Origin of the sequence: Pseudomonas sp. 31-12, assembly GCF_003151075.1 — a bacterium.
Taxonomy (GTDB): domain Bacteria; phylum Pseudomonadota; class Gammaproteobacteria; order Pseudomonadales; family Pseudomonadaceae; genus Aquipseudomonas.
This window is the reverse complement of the sequence record NZ_CP029482.1, coordinates 6,098,785-6,115,450: the sequence shown is the minus strand read 5'-3', so window position 1 is coordinate 6,115,450 and position 16,666 is coordinate 6,098,785. Positions and strand designations below refer to the sequence as shown.

The window sequence follows — 16,666 nt, the reverse complement described above, 5'->3', positions numbered from 1 at the left end:
AGGTCTCGTCTTCAAGTGGCTGTCTTCACGTGCTCTGACGGCGAACGGTTCTTCACTCGGGCAGCCGTGCATCGATCCTGCCTGAAACCGGAACAGAAACGCAATGCGGAAACGGTTCAGGCATTCGGCGGGCTCAGTAGGAAATTACCTTTCATGTCTGCACCTGCGTCCGACTCCAGCGTCTGAACCTGGGCTTCGTCCTTCAGATTGACTCCCGACAGCTGCCGGCGGCAAGCCTCGCGCATCAGGTACAGCAAACGGTGTGCCGCCATGCCGTAGCTCAAGCCCTCGAGCCGGACATTGGAGATGCAATTGCGGTAGGCGTCCGTCAGCCCGACCTTTGGATTGTAGGTGAAATATAACCCCAGGCTGTCCGGCGAACTGAGGCCGGGGCGTTCACCGATCAGGATCACCACCATTTTTGCGCCGAGCAATTCGCCAATCTCGTCGGCCACGGCGACCCGGCCTTGCTCCACCAGCACCACCGGCGAAACGGACCAGCCTTCAGCCTCGATCTGCTCTTGCATCCGCGCCAGAAACGGCAAGGTATGGCGATGAACGGCCAGCGCCGACAAGCCATCGGCGACCACGATCACGAGGTCCACACCGCCCGGTTTGGCCAGCGCGTACTCGCGCAGGGTCTGCGCCGACTCATCACTCAACTTTCGCCCCAGATCGGGCCGCTGCAGGTAAGTGTCCCGGTTCGTGGCGGCACTGTGCAGCAGCAAACTCTCACGCCCGGCCTTGGCCAGTTGTGAGCTGAGTCCAGCGTGATCGAACGGCAAGTGCACCGCGTCCCGGGCCTGAGCGTGGGCGAACTGGAAATCCAGTTGCGCACGGGTCGGCATGCTGGTGCCGGTGCGGCCCAGGGCAATCCGCGCCGGGGTCAGGCGACGCAGTTCCAATAGCGGATTCTCAGGATCAACAGGTGGTTTATCCATTTCAACACTCATCCCAGTTGCGCCATTGCTTGGCGGAAGGCCGGCGGCAGCTTGTCGCCGAAGTGAATCTTGCCGTCCGCCTGCGTCAGGATGCCCATTTTTGCCAGCCACTGTTCGTACTCCGGCGCCGGTTTCAGGCCCAGGGTCTGGCGGGCGTAAAGGGCGTCGTGGAACGAGGTGGTCTGGTAGTTGAGCATGATGTCGTCAGAGCCCGGGATGCCCATGATGAAGTTGATCCCGGCCACGCCCAGCAGGGTCAGCAGGGTGTCCATGTCGTCCTGATCGGCTTCGGCGTGATTGGTGTAGCAGATGTCGCAACCCATCGGCACGCCCAACAGCTTGCCGCAGAAGTGGTCTTCGAGACCTGCGCGGATGATCTGTTTGCCGTTGTAGAGGTATTCCGGGCCGATAAATCCTACGACGGTGTTGACCAAAAACGGTTTGAAATGGCGCGCCACGGCGTAGGCGCGGGTTTCGCAGGTCTGTTGATCGATGCCATGGTGGGCGTTGGCCGACAGGGCACTGCCCTGGCCGGTCTCGAAATACATCAGGTTCTGGCCCAGAGTGCCGCGATTCAGGCTCAGGCCGGCGTCATAACCTTCCTGCAGGACATTCAGGTTGATGCCGAAACTGGCGTTCGCCGCTTCAGTGCCGGCGATCGACTGGAACACCAGATCCAGCGGAACACCGCGATTGATCGCCTCGATGGAGGTCGTGACGTGGGTCAGCACGCAGGCCTGGGTCGGAATTTCGTAGCGCTGGATGATCGCGTCGAGCATTTCCAGCATGGCGCAGATCGACGCGATGCTGTCGGTGGCCGGGTTGATGCCGATCATCGCGTCGCCGTTGCCGTACAACAGGCCGTCGAGAATGCTCGCCGCAATGCCGGCCGGTTCGTCGGTGGGGTGATTGGGTTGCAGGCGCGTGGACAGTCGCCCGCGCAAACCCATGGTGCCGCGGAATTTCGTGACCACGCGGATCTTTTGCGACACCAGTACCAGATCCTGCACGCGCATGATCTTCGACACGGCGGCAACCATTTCCGGGGTCAGGCCGGGAGCGAGGGCGCGCAGGCTCTGTTCGTCGGCCGCATCGCTGAGCAGCCAGTCGCGGAACCCGCCGACGGTGAGATGGCTGACGGCGGCGAAGGCTTGTTTGTCGTGAGTGTCGATGATCAGTCGGGTGACTTCATCGGCTTCGTAAGGAATCAGTACTTCCTGCAGGAAATGGCTCAGGGGGATGTCAGCCAGGGCCATTTGTGCGGCCACACGCTCGCCGTCGTTGAGGGCGGCGACGCCGGCCAGAAAGTCCCCGGAGCGCGCCGGACTGGCCTTGGCCATGACGTCCTTGAGGCTCGCGAAGCGGTAGGTCTGGGCGCCGATCGTTTGAGCAAAACTTGCCATACAGATTCTCCGTGACGGCGCAGACAGGGCCTGCGCCGCGATTTCTGGCCGTTAGTGCAGGGCTTTTTCAGCGTTCTGAATGGCCGCGAATTCTTCTTCGGGCGTGCCTGCTACCAAGTGATGCCGACTGTAGAAAGCAAAGTAAGCAATTAACACTCCATAGATGATCGCAGCGCCAATCACCACGCGAGGGTCTACCAGAAAACCCGCTACTACGGCGATGCAAGCCAGCACCAACGCTACGCCGGAGGTGAAGATACCGCCGGGCGTGCGATATGGGCGATCCATTTTGGGGCGCCGAATGCGCAGTGTGATGTGCGCCGCCATCATCAGGACGTAGGAAATGGTCGCGCCGAACACTGCTACCAGAATCAGCAGGTCGCCTTGACCTGTCAGCGACAAGCCGAATCCGATGATGCCAGGAATAATCAGTGCCAGTACGGGGGCCTTGCTCTTGTTGGTTTCTGACAGTTTGCGCGGCAGGTAGCCGGCGCGGGACAGCGCGAAGATCTGCCGCGAGTAGGCGTAGATGATCGAGAAGAAACTGGCAATCAGACCCGCCAGACCCACCAGATTGACGAAGTGGCCCATCCAGGTCGAGCCGCCATAGGCCTTGCTCAATGCTTCGACCAACGGATTACCCGAGGTCAGCAGCGCATTGGCGCCCGCACCGCCCGGGCCGATGACCAGAATCAGCAGGGCAAAGCTCACCAGCACCAGCATGGCGCCGATCAATCCGCGGGGCAGGTCGCGTTTCGGGTTTTTGGTTTCTTCTGCTGCCAACGGCACGCCCTCGACAGCAAGGAAGAACCAGATCGCGTAAGGAATTGCCGCCCACACGCCGACGTAGCCGAAGGGCAGGAAGCTGCTGGCGCCCTTGGCCTCAGTCACCGGGATGTCGAGCAGATTGGCGACGTTGAAGTGCGGCACCATCGCCACCAGAAACACGCCCAGTGCCAGGGCGGCGATGGCGGTGATGACGAACATCAATTTCAGGGCTTCGCCGACCCCGAAAATGTGAATGGCGATAAAGATGATGTAGAACGCCAGGTAAATCATCCAGCCACCGATACCGAACAGTGACTCGCAATAGGCGCCGATAAACACCGCGATCGCCGCCGGGGCGATGGCGTATTCGATCAGGATTGCGGTCCCGGTCAGAAAGCCGCCCCACGGCCCGAATGCGCTACGGGCAAAACCGTAGCCGCCACCCGCAGTAGGAATCATGGAAGACAGTTCCGCCAAGGAGAAACACATGCACAGGTACATGGTCGCCATCAGCAACGTGGCGAGAAACATGCCGCCCCAGCCACCCTGGGCCAGGCCGAAGTTCCAACCCGCGTAATCGCCGGAGATGACGTAGGCCACGCCAAGACCCACCAGCAGGACCCAGCCTGCTGCACCTTTTTTCAGTTCCCGTTGCTGGAAATAGTCGGAGCCAACTTTTTCAAAGTCGACCGAGGAGGTAGCCGGCTGCACGCTGGCTTGATCGCTAGGCATAGGGGTTCACCTGTTCTTATTGTTTTTGACCGGCGTGATTGCCGGGTTGGCACGAAGGCCCGATGTGCAAGCAAGCTCACTCCCTCAAGGAGAGTGGCTTGCCTGCGACAGACGGTTTAGAAGAAGCCCAACGGATTGATGTCGTAGCTCACCAGCAGGTTTTTGGTCTGCTGATAGTGGTCGAGCATCATTTTGTGGGTTTCACGACCGACGCCGGACTTTTTGTAACCGCCGAACGCGGCATGCGCCGGGTACAGGTGGTAGCAGTTGGTCCACACACGACCGGCCTTGATGGCGCGGCCCATGCGGTAGGCGCGGTTGATGTCACGGGTCCAGAGGCCGGCACCCAGGCCGAACTCGGTGTCGTTGGCGATGGCCAGGGCTTCGGCTTCGTCCTTGAACGTGGTGATGCTCACCACCGGGCCAAAGATTTCTTCCTGGAACACACGCATTTTGTTGGTGCCCTTGAGCAGGGTCGGCTGGATGTAATACCCGGTCGCCAGGTTGCCCTCGAGTTTTTCCACCTTGCCGCCGGTTAGCAGCTCGGCGCCTTCGCCCTTGGCGATTTCCAGGTACGAAAGGATTTTGTCGAATTGCTGCTCGGACGCCTGGGCGCCGACCATGGTGTCGGTGTCCAGCGGGTCGCCACGCTTGATCGACAGGACTTTCTTCATCACCACTTTCATGAAGTCGTCGTAGATCGACTCTTGCACCAATGCACGGGATGGGCAGGTGCAGACTTCGCCCTGGTTGAAGAACGCCAGCACCAGTCCTTCGGCGGCTTTTTCGATGAAGGTCTCTTCAGCTTGCATGATGTCGGCGAAGAAGATGTTTGGCGACTTGCCACCCAGCTCCACGGTGGACGGAATGATGTTTTCAGCGGCGCATTTCATGATGTGCGAGCCGACCGGGGTCGAGCCGGTGAAGGCGATCTTGGCGATGCGTTTGCTGGTGGCCAACGCTTCGCCGGCTTCTTTGCCGAAACCTTGCACGACGTTGAGCACGCCTGGCGGCAGCAGGTCGCCGATCAGTTCCATCAGCACGGTGATGCCCAGTGGCGTCTGCTCGGCCGGCTTGAGCACCACGCAATTACCGGCAGCCAGGGCCGGGGCGAGTTTCCACGCCGCCATCAGAATCGGGAAGTTCCACGGGATGATCTGCCCGACCACGCCCAGCGGTTCGTGGATGTGATAAGCCACGGTGTTGCCATCGATCTCGGCGGCGCTGCCTTCCTGAGCGCGGATGCAACCGGCGAAGTAACGGAAATGGTCAGCGGCCAGCGGAATGTCAGCGTTGAGGGTTTCACGCACGGCTTTGCCGTTGTCCCAGGATTCGGTGATTGCCAGGACTTCGAGGTTCTGTTCGATGCGGTCGGCGATTTTCAGCAGCACCAGCGAGCGCGCCTGGGCGGACGTGGCGCCCCAGGCATCGGCCGCAGCGTGGGCAGCGTCCAGGGCCTTTTCGATGTCTTCGGCCGTGGACCGCGGGAATTCGGCAATCGGTTGGCCATTCACTGGCGAGGTATTGGTGAAGTACTGACCTTTGACAGGCGCGACGAACTCGCCGCCGATGTAGTTACCGTATTTGCTCTTGAACGAAACGATAGCGCCTTCAGTACCGGGGTGAGCGTAACGCATGGTGATTTCTCCTTGGCTTTTGTGCTTATAAGGGAGAGCGCATGTGCGCCTGCTATAAGCGTAGAGCAAAGGTCGGGCCACTGCCCTGCAGGTCAGGCAAATCAAGGCCTTGCGTGGTTTTTGTCGGACAGGCGGACCGCGCCTGTGACGCTTTCGGTACAGCCCCTGTGACACTTTGTACCGCTTGTGGCACAAGCTGTGACCGGGCGGTCTTGCCAGCATTGCAATGCGCCGATGGCTGGAGGATGCTGGGCCACAAATCACTGCACCGGTATTTCTCTGTGGCGAGGGAGCTTTGTGGCGAGGGGGCTTGCCCCCGTTGGGCTGCGCAGCGGCCCCAAACCGGCCACCTCGATATAGCAGGCACGTGCCGCGTGTTCAGGGTTTACGACTGCTGCGCAGCCGAACGGGGGCAAGCCCCCTCGCCACAGGAAGTGGCTAAAGCTATGTATTTAGCTCTCGGGGAGAATAATAAGAAATGCACGACAACCATTTGAGTCGCCATGCCCAGCAAGTCTTGACCGTCACTCAGGGCAAGTCCCACCTGCACGGTCCCGGCAGCGATCCGTCCATTGCCCGTTCCTGGCTGCGCTGTCTTGAGGACTATCACCTCGACCCGGCCCTGACCATGGCGCCGACGGTGCTGGAACATGGGCGGGTGCTCGAAAGCCGCGAACGCTTGCAGCAAGTGCTGCACATTGCCGGCAACGAAATGACCAGCCTGCATCAGCAACTCTCCGGCGCCGGGCATGCCGTACTGCTGACCGACGCCCGCGGGGTGATCCTCAACTGTGTCACCGCGCCCGCCGAACGGAAAATCTTCGAACGCGCAGGCCTGTGGCTCGGCGCCGACTGGAGCGAAGCCTGCGAAGGCACCAACGGTATCGGCACCTGCCTGGTGGAGCGCCAGTCGCTGACCATTCACCAGGATGAACACTTTCGCGGCCGCCACACGGGCCTGACGTGCTCGGCGAGCCCGGTGTTCGACCCTCACGGCGAGCTGCTGGCGGTGCTTGACGTGTCCTCGGCGCGTCACGAGGTTTCACGACAAAGCCAATTCCACACCATGGCCCTGGTCAATCTGTCGGCGAAGATGATCGAGAGCTGCTATTTCCTGCGCTACTTCGACAATCAATGGCTGCTGCGCTTTCACTTGCAGGCTGAATCCGTCGGGCTGTTCAGCGAAGGGTTGCTGGCATTCGACGGGGAAGGGCGGATCAGTGCGGTCAACCAGAGTGCGTTGAACTTGCTGGGGCATATTCGCGGCGGATTGTTGGGCAAGCCGGTCGAGGCGTTTTTCGATTGCTCGCTGGACGACTTGCTCGGTCGAGCCAGTGTCAACGCCAGCGCCAGTTGGCCATTGCGCACCCGCGATGGGCGGAGCCTGTTTGCCCTGTTGCGCGGGCAGCCGCGCAGCATTCCGGTACCCGTGGTGCCAAGCCCGGCGATTGCCGAGCGTCCGCGTCTGTCGGGCATTTGCCTGGGCGATGCCGCGTTGCAGGAAGATTTCCGCAAGTCCTTGAGGGTCTTCGAGCGAGACGTGCCGCTGTTGATCAATGGCGAAACCGGTTCCGGCAAAGAGGCCTTTGCCAAAGCCGTGCATCAGGCCAGCCAGCGAGCCGAGAAAGCGTTCGTCGCCCTTAACTGCGCAGCCATCCCCGAAAGCCTGATCGAGAGCGAGCTGTTCGGTTATCGCGGCGGCAGCTTCACCGGCGCGCGCAAGGAAGGCATGCGCGGCAAGTTGCAGCAGGCGGACGGCGGCACGCTGTTCCTCGATGAAATCGGCGACATGCCGTTGGCGTTGCAGACCCGACTACTAAGAGTGCTGGAAGATCGTCAGGTGGTGCCGATTGGCGGCGAACCGGAGGCGGTCAATGTGCGGATCATCAGCGCCACTCACCGTAATTTGCTGGACCGGGTGCAGGACGGTAGCTTCCGCGAGGACCTGTATTACCGGCTCAATGGGCTGGAGGTTGCGTTGCCGGCGTTGCGTGAGCGCAGTGACAAATCGCAGCTGCTTGATTTCCTGCTGGCCGAAGAGGCGGGCGGTGAGACGGTGCTGATCGATGAGCCGGCCCGGCAAGCCTTGCTGGGCTTCGCCTGGCCGGGGAACGTGCGGCAGTTGCGCAATGTGCTGCGCACCTTGGCGGCGTTGTGTGACGACGGGCGGATCGGGTTGGAGGATTTGCCGGCGATGATTCGCCAGGCTAGGCCGGTGCCGGTTGTGGCCGTCGAAGAGCCCTCCGAATATCCGCTGGACGATGCAGAGCGGCTGGCGTTGCTTAATGCGCTGGAGCAGACGCGCTGGCACATGACGCATACCGCCGAACAGCTTGGCGTCAGTCGTAACACCCTCTATCGGAAGCTGCGCAAACACGGAATCGCCCGCTAGAGGCTTTTGTGGCGAGGGAGCTTGCTCCCGCTGGGCTGCGAAGCGGCCCAAAAATCTGCAACTACGGTGTATCAGGTACATCGCGAACTCAGGTTTTACGACTGCTGCGCAGCCGGACGGGAGCAAGCTCCCTCGCCACAGAGACCGGGGCACCATCAGCTAAAGAGTGCGATTTTCTCCTCCCTACGCTAACCTGCGGCCATGTTTTACGAGGTCGACTATGCACATTCATATTCTCGGTATCTGCGGCACTTTCATGGGTTCGATGGCAGTTCTGGCCAAAGAGCTGGGCCATCACGTGACGGGCTCCGATGCCAACGTCTATCCGCCGATGAGCACTCAGCTTGAAGCGCAGGGCATTGAGTTGACCCAAGGCTACGACCCCGCCCAACTCGATCCGGCGCCGGATCTGGTGGTGGTCGGCAACGCCATGTCCCGCGGCAACCCGGCCGTCGAATACGTGCTCAACAAAGGCCTGCCTTACGTCTCCGGCCCGCAATGGCTGGCTGACCACGTGCTGCAAGGTCGCTGGGTCCTGGCTGTCGCCGGCACCCATGGCAAAACCACCACCAGCAGCATGCTCGCCTGGGTCCTGGAGCACGCGGGCATGAGCCCGGGTTTCCTGATCGGCGGCGTGCCGCAAAACTTCTCGGTGTCAGCGCGTCTGGGCGGTACGCCGTTCTTCGTCATCGAAGCGGACGAGTACGACAGCGCGTTCTTCGACAAGCGCTCCAAGTTCGTTCACTACCGTCCGCGCACGGCGATCCTGAACAACCTGGAATACGATCACGCCGACATTTTCCCGGATTTGCCCGCCATCGAGCGGCAGTTCCACCATTTGGTGCGCACCATCCCGAGCGAAGGCCTGGTGATCCACCCGACCACCGAGCCGGCGTTGCAGCGGGTCATCGAGATGGGCTGCTGGACCCCGGTGCAAACCACCGGTGCCGGCGGTCAGTGGCAGGTCAAACTGCTCAGCGAAGACGGTTCGAAGTTCGAAGTGATGTTCGAAGGCGTGGCCCAAGGCGTCGTCGACTGGGACATGACCGGCCAGCACAACGTCGCTAACGCCCTGGCCACATTGGCGGCCGCTCGCCATGTCGGCGTGGTGCCTGCCATGGGCATCGCCGCGTTGAGCGCGTTCAAAAGCGTGAAGCGCCGGATGGAAAAAGTCGCCGAGGTTCGCGGCATCACCATCTACGACGACTTCGCTCACCACCCGACGGCGATTGCGACGACCCTCGACGGCTTGCGCAAACGCATCGGCGATGCGCCGTTGATTGCGATCATCGAGCCGCGCTCCAATTCCATGAAGCTCGGCGCTCACCGTGACGGTTTGCCGGAAAGCGTGGTCGATGCCGATCAAGTGATCTGGTACGCCCCTGCCAACCTCGGCTGGGACTTGGGCGCGACCGCCGCATTGTGCACGGTGCCATCGATTGTCAGCGACTCCCTGGAAGGTATCATCGAGCGCGTGAAGAGCCAGGCCCAGCCCGGCACCCACGTGGTGATCATGAGCAACGGCGGCTTCGGCGGCCTGCACGGCAAACTCGCCGAGGCGCTGCAATGAACAACGGCCCGGAACGCATCACCCTCGCGATGACCGGCGCTTCGGGCGCCCAGTACGGTTTGCGTCTGCTCGACTGCCTGATCCGCGAAGACCGCGAAGTGCACTTCCTGATCTCCAAGGCGGCGCAACTGGTGATGGCGACCGAAACTGACGTCACGCTGCCGGCCAAGCCGCAGTCGATGCAGGCCTTCCTCACTGAATACACCGGCGCGGCGGCCGGGCAGATCAAGGTGTACGGCAAGGAAGACTGGATGTCGCCGGTGGCCTCGGGCTCCGGTGCGCCCGCGGCGATGGTGGTGGTGCCTTGCTCTACCGGGACCTTGTCGGCCATCGCGACCGGTGCCTGCAACAACCTGATCGAGCGGGCTGCCGATGTGACGTTGAAGGAGCGTCGCCAGTTGATTCTGGTGCCGCGCGAGGCGCCGTATTCGAGCATTCATCTGGAGCACATGCTCAAGTTGTCGAACATGGGCGTGACGATTTTGCCGGCATCCCCTGGCTTCTATCACCAACCGCAGACCATCGATGATTTGATCGACTTTGTGGTGGCGCGGATTCTCAACCTGTTGAACATCCCGCAAGACATGCTGCCGCGCTGGGGCGAACATCATTTGAGCAGCGATGAATAAGCTGCTGATTATGCTGCTGGCGCTGCAACTGACGGGCTGCGCCACGGCACGCACGCTGGACGCCGCCAAGCCGGGGGCGCCAGTGGTGTACGCCGGGACGCGTCTTGATTTGTACGCCATGAACGGTGGGTGCTGCGCCATGGACCGGTTTGGCGCCGAAGCGCCGAGCTACCCTGGTGTCGACCTGCCGGCCAGCGCGTTGCTCGACACGCTGTTATTGCCGTTGTCATTGCTGACGGTGATCGGGGTAAGTTTTCAGGCAACGGGTGGGTTGTAGGAGACCCTGTGGAGAGGGGGCTTGCCCCCGTTGGGTCGCGAAGCGGCCCCAAAATAGGGACTGCTGCGCAGTCCAACGGGAGCAAGCCCCCTCGCCACAGGTCCTGCGGACTATTTGCCTAACTTGCGCAACTCGTCCGATTCGACAATCCGCACCCCATCCTGTTCTTCCAGTGCCAGCCGCCACATCGCCCGCGCCAATTGGCAGGCTTCGATGCCGCGGTATTTGCCAGGGATCAAGCGCGACAACGGCCCGACAAATTGCTCAGCCGTGCGCGGTTCGAGTCGCTCGCCCAACAACACCGAAGGTCGGCAAATGGTCAGCTGCGGCCAGTCCTGCGCACGCAATGCGTATTCCATCTCGCCTTTGACCCGGTTGTAGAAAACCGAGGATCTGCGATCGGCCCCCAAGGCACTGATGACGATCAGGTGTCGTGCGCCCATCTCCCGCGCACGTTTGGCGAACGCCACCACCATGTCCAGGTCCACCGCACGAAAGGCTTGTTCGGAGCCGGCCTGTTTGATCGTGGTGCCGAGGCAGCAGTAGGCGATGTCGACGCGACCGTTCAACTGCGGCAGAAACACCGCCGGGTCACCGACCGGATTTTCCAGATGGGGATGCTCGGCCAGTGGCCGGCGTGAGGGGGCCAATACCCTTGAAATCGTTGGCTCATTGAGCAGGCGATCAAGCAGATGTTCACCGGTCAACCCGGTAGCTCCGGCAAGCAATACATGCTGAGGCGTCAAGTACATAGTGTTTCCCCCTTGATACTGTTCAGCTTAGTTGCTCTTTGCATCCTTGTTGCTGATAGAGACACTTTGTAGTGCTTTTCGTGCCTGCTGCTTGCGTAACAGCTGCCAGTGCGAGAGAACGGTTTTCGGCGCCCAGATCTGCGGTTCAGAGGCTTCGAAGCCGTCAGCCAGCTCACGCTCCGCCACCGTGGCCTTGGCCAGCTTGAAGGCCTGCTCCAGGTCATCGGTCTGGTTCAGTGCCTGGGCAAAAAGCGCATCGCCGAAGTAGGTGAAATTGGCTTCTTCCGAGCAACCGAAGGACACCCGGTCAGCGCGTGAGGCGGTCATGATCAGCGTGCGTTCATCTTTGAGCGCGGGGATGAAACCGCCGGAGTAGCAGGATGAAATCACGATGATCTTGTCGCGATTTTTCAGCGGTGCGAGGACGGCGGCGAGTTCATCGGCCGGCAGATCGGCCAACTCCATGCGCGGCTGGTCGAGCACCAGTTCATGTTCGCTGCTGCCGTGGCTGGTCAGGTAGATGAAAATCAAGTCTTCCGGGCCACTGCGCTCGGCGAGGGTCAACGCAGCGCGGCGCAGGTTTTCCCGGGTGGCCATCGGCCGGTCGACGAGGTGATCGCGATGGTTCACCAGGCGGATCTGGCCGAAGGCGCCGAAGCGGCTGGTCAGCATGTTGCTGACGTAATCGGACTCACGCAGGAACACGCTCTGCTTACCGTCACCGCCGACGGTCAACGTGTACAGCTCAACCGCTGGCGTCGAGGCCGGCACGTTGGTCAGTGCATCGTCGAGCAAACGGCCCTGGGCCAGCAAACCGAGCTCCAGGCTATCGGGCAACAATTTGCCATCGGCATCGCGGACCCGCTGACCATTGATCCACGTGCCGCTTTGCACCGTGCCGTCCGTCAGCACCAGCGTGCCGCGCCCCGAATAGGCGTCTGCGTCGAACTGGCCGATGTAGAAGCTGCCGTCGGGCAGGTTCAATCGGCCTTGGCCGCTGAAGCGCCAGTCGCTGAACTGGCCGACGTAATGACTGGCATCGGCACCAATCAACTCGCCCTTGCCGTTCAGCGAGCCTTCCTTGAACTGGCCCAGCCAGACATCGCCGTCGGCGTTCTCGTAGCGGCCCTTGCCGTGCAGTTGATTGTTCTTGAAGCCACCGACGTAGATGTCGCCGTCGGCGCTGTTGAAGGTCCCGTTGCCTTCCAGCTGACCGTCCTTGAAGTGCCCGGTGAACTGATTGCCGCTGGCGTCGCCGCGCTGGCCTTCACCGTTGGGTTTACCGTAGGCGAACTGGCCCTGGTAGGAGCTGCCGTCGTCGAGTTCGAGACGACCGAGCCCTGAATATTGATCGGCCTTGAATTCACCGCGATAGGTCATCGCGTTTTCTTTGAGCGTGCCCTCGCCATCACGACGGCCGAGTTTGAATCCGCCGGTGTAGCTGCTGCCGTTGGTGGTCAGTGTGCCTTGGCCGTCGAACAAGCCTTGATTGAATTGGCCGCGATAGACCTCGCCGTTGCTGCCATGCCATTCGCCCTGGCCATGCCATTGGCCTTTGTCGAACTCGCCGGCGTACCAGCTGCCATTGGGGTAGTCGATGCGGCCCTGGCCTTGCAGCAAGCCGTTGACCAGATCACCGCGATAGCGCCCGCCGTCCGGCAAGCGGGCATCCGGAGGCAGCAGCGATTCGCCATCGCCGCAAGCGGTGAGCAACAGGGTCAAGGCGAGGAGGGCAAGTGAGCGCATAGCGGGATCCGGGCAATTATGCGACGGAGTATGCCGCAGCTATGTGTCGCATTTATAGAGACACGGCAGAGACACGGCGCGAAACAGCGTGAGCTGTTTCGCAATCAGGCCTGTGTCAGACGAAACAGAGGGACAGCGGCTCGGCGATATACGCCGGTTTGTCCGATCCTTCGATTTCAAGCGTGGCGGTGGCTTTGAGCAGCCATTGACCGGGTTTCTTCTCGATGACTTCGTTCATGTCGACCTTGAGTCGAACCCTGGAGTTGACCTTCACTGGCTGAATGAAACGCACGCTGTCCAGACCATAGTTGACCACCATCTTCGCCCCTTGAGGGAGGATCAGGATGTCTTCCATCAGTTTCGGGATCAGCGACAGCGACAGAAATCCGTGTGCAATGGTGCTGCCAAATGGCGTTTGCGCGGCTTTGACCGGGTCGACGTGGATGAACTGATAATCACCTGTGGCTTCTGCGAACAGGTTGATGCGCTCCTGATCGATGGTGAGCCATTCGGAACGTCCGAGTTCCTTGCCGACATAATCTTTGAGCTCTGCAACGGGAACATAGGGCATTGAGACTCTCCTTGGGTTTCATCGGATTTATAGTTTTTCGAGTGGGGGGATTTGGCCTCCCTGTGAACCACTTTAGATCAACATGGCAAATTGCTCCGGTCAACCGACCATGCTTTTGGCGAATGCCGATCCATAGCGTTGACGTGCTTATAATGCCCGGCCCCTGTTTGGTGGGGAGTGCGTGCGGGAGATGCTGGATGTTGTTACGTGGCCTGACCTGGCTGGTGCTGTTCCAATTGCTGGGCACAGCCATCAACCATTTGTTTTTACCGGTACTGCCTGGGCCGATTGTCGGCCTGCTGCTGTTGCTGGTGTACCTGATTTCACGCGGGCAGGTCGGCGAGCCGCTGAACCTGGCGGCCAGCAGCCTGCTGCGTTATTTGCCGTTGCTGCTGGTGCCGCCGGCCGTGGGCGTGATGGTTTACGCCAAGGACATCGCCGCGGATTTCTGGGCCATCGTCGGCGCACTGGTGTTGTCGCTGGTGTTGTCCATGGCGTTTGCCGGGGTGCTGATGCAGCGCATGGTCAAGCGTCATGCCCACCGCGGAGATCGCCCATGATCCTCGACTGGCACGGCGCGCTGGATTCGGTGATCCATCATCCGTTGTTCGGCATCGGCATTACGTTGGGCGCTTATCAGCTGGTGCTGGCGGCCTTCGAGAAGACCCGCTGGATCTTTCTGCAACCGGTGCTGGTCTCCATGCTGTTGGTGATCGGCGTGCTGACGGTGTGTGGCATCACCTTTATCGAATACCGCAAGAGCACCGAGATCCTCAGCATCCTGCTCGGGCCTGCGACCGTTGCACTGGCGGTGCCGCTGTACCTCAATCTGCGACGGATTCGGCAGTTGTTCTGGCCGATATTTACTACGCTGGTGATAGGCGGCGTGGTTGCCACGGGCATGGGTGTGTTGCTGGGCTGGTGGTTTGGCGCCGAGCACATGATCCTGATGACCATGGCGCCGAAGTCGGTGACGTCGCCGATTGCCATGTTGGTGGCCGAGCAGATCGGTGGTGTCGCGGCGCTGGCGGCGGTGTTCGTGTTGATCACCGGCGTGATCGGTGCGATCTTCGGGCCGAGTCTGCTGACCCGGCTGGGTGTGCACAGCCCTGAAGCCCGGGGCATGGCGCTGGGCATGACCGCCCACGCGGTCGGCACCTCGGTGGCCTTGCAGGAAAGTGAAGAATGCGGCGCCTTCGCGGCGCTGGCGATGAGTCTGATGGGCGTAGCCACGGCGGTGTTCCTGCCGTTGGCGGTGTCGATAGTGGTGTAAGGAAATGTCTATGAGCTTGCCGCTTTTCCCGTTGAACACGGTGCTGTTCCCTGGTTGCATCCTCGACTTGCAGATCTTCGAGGCGCGCTACCTGGACATGATCGGCCGCTGCATGAAGCAGGGCGGCGGTTTCGGCGTGGTGTGCATTCTCGACGGCGAAGAAGTCGGCATTGCTCCGGCCGGCTATGCGCTGGTGGGGTGTGAGGCGCTGATCACCGATTTCAAGCAACAGGACAATGGCCTGCTGGGCATTCGCGTGCAGGGTGGGCGGCGTTTTCATGTATTGCGCACCGAGGTGCAGCGCGATCAGTTGACCGTCGCTGACGTCGAGTGGCTGGAAGACGAGCCTGAGCAACCGCTGCAGGACGAGGATGCCGACCTGGTCGCACTCCTCAAGGCATTGGCCGAACACCCGATGGTCGAGGCGTTGAACATGGGCACCGATGCGACCGGGCAACAGTCGCTGGCGAATCAGTTGGCGTACCTGCTGCCGTTCGCCGAGCTGGACAAGATCGACCTGCTGCAACTCGATGATCCCCAACAGCGACTGGATGCGATTCAGGCGTTGCTGGATGAGTTGCAGGGCGAGTTGTTTGCCTGATCAGTAGGCATACCGCAACATCGCATGCGGCAGATGTCGCAATGCGAAGAACCCGAACAGCGCCACCATCGCCGGCAATACCAGCCACCAGACCTTGGGCGGCATGGCATTGAGCGGTGTCTGGCGCTGGCTCAGCCACAAGCTGGCGGCACACACGCCGGCCGCCAGCATCGCGCCGGCCAGTATATCCGTCGGCCAGTGCGCGCCCAGGTATACCCGGGACAGGGCAATCGCCAGGGCCGGCAGACAACCCAGCAGCAACCAAGTCAGGCGCATGCGCGGCGGTTGGTCGCGACCGGCCAGCACGGCGAGGGTCAGGAACAAGGCGAAGGCGCCCGAGGCGTGGCCGCTGGGCATGCTGTAGCTGGTGAGCGGGTCGCTCAGCACTTCCGGGCGCACACGGGCGAAAAATTGTTTGGTGAACGTGTTGCCGAGCGCGGTGAAGAGCAGGGTGCCGCCGGCGAAAATCGCCTGGCGCCACTGCCGGGTGAGCAGCAGCAAGCCAGTCAGCAGGGCGCTGAACACCAGCATGTTGCGGAATTCGCCGATCAGCGTGAAGGTGACGGCCACTTCATCGAGCATCGGGCTGCGGTGTTCCTGCACCAGGGTCATCACGCCTTGATCGAGCGCGGTCAGGTGCGGGTAGCCGATAAACAGCCCCGCCAGAATCAACAAGCCGAGGCTCGCTATATAGGCGGTGGCGTGGCGATGGCGGCGCAGGCTGCTGGTCACGCTCAAGCCGATCATTAGCGCAATGCTGCCGGCGACGATCCCTGCTTCAGGCCAGAAACCTTCGGGTAATGGCAAGCGAATCGCCGCGCCCGTGGCCCATCCGGGCAGCAGGTACGCAACGCTCCAGCCTGCGGCGGCCAACAAGCTGACAGCGGCGAAGCGCGGGAACGGCATGTCGAACATCCCGGCGACCATCGGCAGCATCGGCCGTAGCGGGCCGATAAAGCGGCCGACCAGCAGGCTGGCGATGCCGTAGCGCTGGAAATACGCCTCGGCGCCGGCGATCCATTCCGGATGGTGGCGCAGCCCAGGCAGACGCCGGATGTTCTGGTGGAAATGTCGACCGATGAAGTACGAAACGATATCGCCCAGCACGCCGGCGACGAACCCCAGCAACAGCGTTTCGCTCAATGACAGCGCGCCGCTGCCGGCCAGCACCGCCACGGCGAACAGCAACACCGTGCCGGGCACGATCAGCCCGGCAATTGCCAGGCATTCCACGAATGCCACGATGAACACCGCAGCGGCCAGCCATTGCGGGTTAGCCGCCAGCCAACCGGTCACGCTATCGAGCCATGGGCCCATAAAAACAACTCCCTCTGATGTTCATTGGTCCCATGGGACGAACGCAATCTTCAAAAC

General features: G+C 61.4%; 15 protein-coding genes. 7 read left to right on the top strand and 8 right to left on the bottom strand.

From position 1 onward, the window contains the following. Positions 1-116: 116 nt before the first annotated feature. From eutC to DJ564_RS28890, 4 genes are all read right to left on the bottom strand, one after another. Positions 117-941, bottom strand: coding sequence for an ethanolamine ammonia-lyase subunit EutC (gene eutC, locus DJ564_RS28905; RefSeq protein WP_178082329.1), 825 nt, complete (start codon positions 939-941; stop codon positions 117-119). 8 nt (positions 942-949) lie between these two features. Further along, positions 950-2,344, bottom strand: coding sequence for an ethanolamine ammonia-lyase subunit EutB (locus DJ564_RS28900; RefSeq protein WP_109635163.1), 1,395 nt, complete (start codon positions 2,342-2,344; stop codon positions 950-952). A 51-nt stretch (positions 2,345-2,395) separates the two neighbouring features. Then, a complete protein-coding gene (gene eat, locus DJ564_RS28895; RefSeq protein WP_109635162.1) occupies positions 2,396-3,844 on the bottom strand; it encodes an ethanolamine permease in 1,449 nt (482 codons plus the stop codon). Positions 3,845-3,960: 116 nt separating this feature from the next. Beyond that, positions 3,961-5,481, bottom strand: a complete 1,521-nt coding sequence (locus DJ564_RS28890; protein ID WP_033054129.1) for an aldehyde dehydrogenase family protein — start codon at positions 5,479-5,481, stop codon at positions 3,961-3,963. A 478-nt stretch (positions 5,482-5,959) separates the two neighbouring features. On the opposite strand from DJ564_RS28890, the gene DJ564_RS28885 reads away from it, so the two are divergent. From DJ564_RS28885 to DJ564_RS28870, 4 genes are all read left to right on the top strand, one after another. After that, on the top strand, positions 5,960-7,873 hold the full coding sequence (locus DJ564_RS28885; protein ID WP_109635160.1) for a sigma-54-dependent Fis family transcriptional regulator: 1,914 nt from the start codon (positions 5,960-5,962) through the stop codon (positions 7,871-7,873). A gap of 220 nt (positions 7,874-8,093) precedes the next feature. Then, the gene (gene mpl, locus DJ564_RS28880; RefSeq protein WP_109635158.1) at positions 8,094-9,443 is read left to right on the top strand and encodes a UDP-N-acetylmuramate:L-alanyl-gamma-D-glutamyl-meso-diaminopimelate ligase; all 1,350 of its coding nucleotides are present in this window, start codon (positions 8,094-8,096) and stop codon (positions 9,441-9,443) included. Beyond that, positions 9,440-10,072 (top strand): flavin prenyltransferase UbiX, encoded by a 633-nt coding sequence (gene ubiX / locus DJ564_RS28875; RefSeq protein WP_109635156.1) that lies wholly within the window; start codon positions 9,440-9,442, stop codon positions 10,070-10,072. Before mpl ends, ubiX begins: the two co-directional genes overlap by 4 nt. Then, positions 10,065-10,349: a YceK/YidQ family lipoprotein gene (locus tag DJ564_RS28870; protein ID WP_109635155.1), complete on the top strand. Its 285-nt coding sequence runs from the start codon at positions 10,065-10,067 to the stop codon at positions 10,347-10,349. Before ubiX ends, DJ564_RS28870 begins: the two co-directional genes overlap by 8 nt. Before the next feature lie 110 nt (positions 10,350-10,459). Here DJ564_RS28870 and DJ564_RS28860 read toward each other — a convergent pair whose 3' ends face one another. From DJ564_RS28860 to DJ564_RS28850, 3 genes are all read right to left on the bottom strand, one after another. After that, a complete protein-coding gene (locus DJ564_RS28860) occupies positions 10,460-11,101 on the bottom strand; it encodes an oxidoreductase (RefSeq protein WP_109635151.1) in 642 nt (213 codons plus the stop codon). A 27-nt stretch (positions 11,102-11,128) separates the two neighbouring features. Next, positions 11,129-12,847: a C13 family peptidase gene (locus DJ564_RS28855; protein ID WP_109635149.1), complete on the bottom strand. Its 1,719-nt coding sequence runs from the start codon at positions 12,845-12,847 to the stop codon at positions 11,129-11,131. A 115-nt stretch (positions 12,848-12,962) separates the two neighbouring features. Then, positions 12,963-13,418: a MaoC family dehydratase gene (locus DJ564_RS28850; RefSeq protein ID WP_010467353.1), complete on the bottom strand. Its 456-nt coding sequence runs from the start codon at positions 13,416-13,418 to the stop codon at positions 12,963-12,965. 197 nt (positions 13,419-13,615) lie between these two features. On the opposite strand from DJ564_RS28850, the gene DJ564_RS28845 reads away from it, so the two are divergent. Genes DJ564_RS28845 through DJ564_RS28835 form a run of 3 tightly spaced genes read left to right on the top strand, consistent with a single transcriptional unit; the run spans position 13,616 to position 15,292 of the window. Then, complete coding sequence (locus DJ564_RS28845) at positions 13,616-13,978, top strand: CidA/LrgA family protein (RefSeq protein WP_109635147.1); 363 nt, start codon at positions 13,616-13,618, stop codon at positions 13,976-13,978. Continuing rightward, on the top strand, positions 13,975-14,691 hold the full coding sequence (locus DJ564_RS28840; protein WP_109635146.1) for an LrgB family protein: 717 nt from the start codon (positions 13,975-13,977) through the stop codon (positions 14,689-14,691). Before DJ564_RS28845 ends, DJ564_RS28840 begins: the two co-directional genes overlap by 4 nt. A 10-nt stretch (positions 14,692-14,701) precedes the next feature. Continuing rightward, positions 14,702-15,292: an LON peptidase substrate-binding domain-containing protein gene (locus DJ564_RS28835; protein ID WP_109635144.1), complete on the top strand. Its 591-nt coding sequence runs from the start codon at positions 14,702-14,704 to the stop codon at positions 15,290-15,292. Here DJ564_RS28835 and DJ564_RS28830 read toward each other — a convergent pair whose 3' ends face one another. After that, positions 15,293-16,609, bottom strand: coding sequence for a bifunctional DedA family/phosphatase PAP2 family protein (locus tag DJ564_RS28830; protein ID WP_109635142.1), 1,317 nt, complete (start codon positions 16,607-16,609; stop codon positions 15,293-15,295). Between the last annotated feature and the right edge of the window lie 57 nt (positions 16,610-16,666).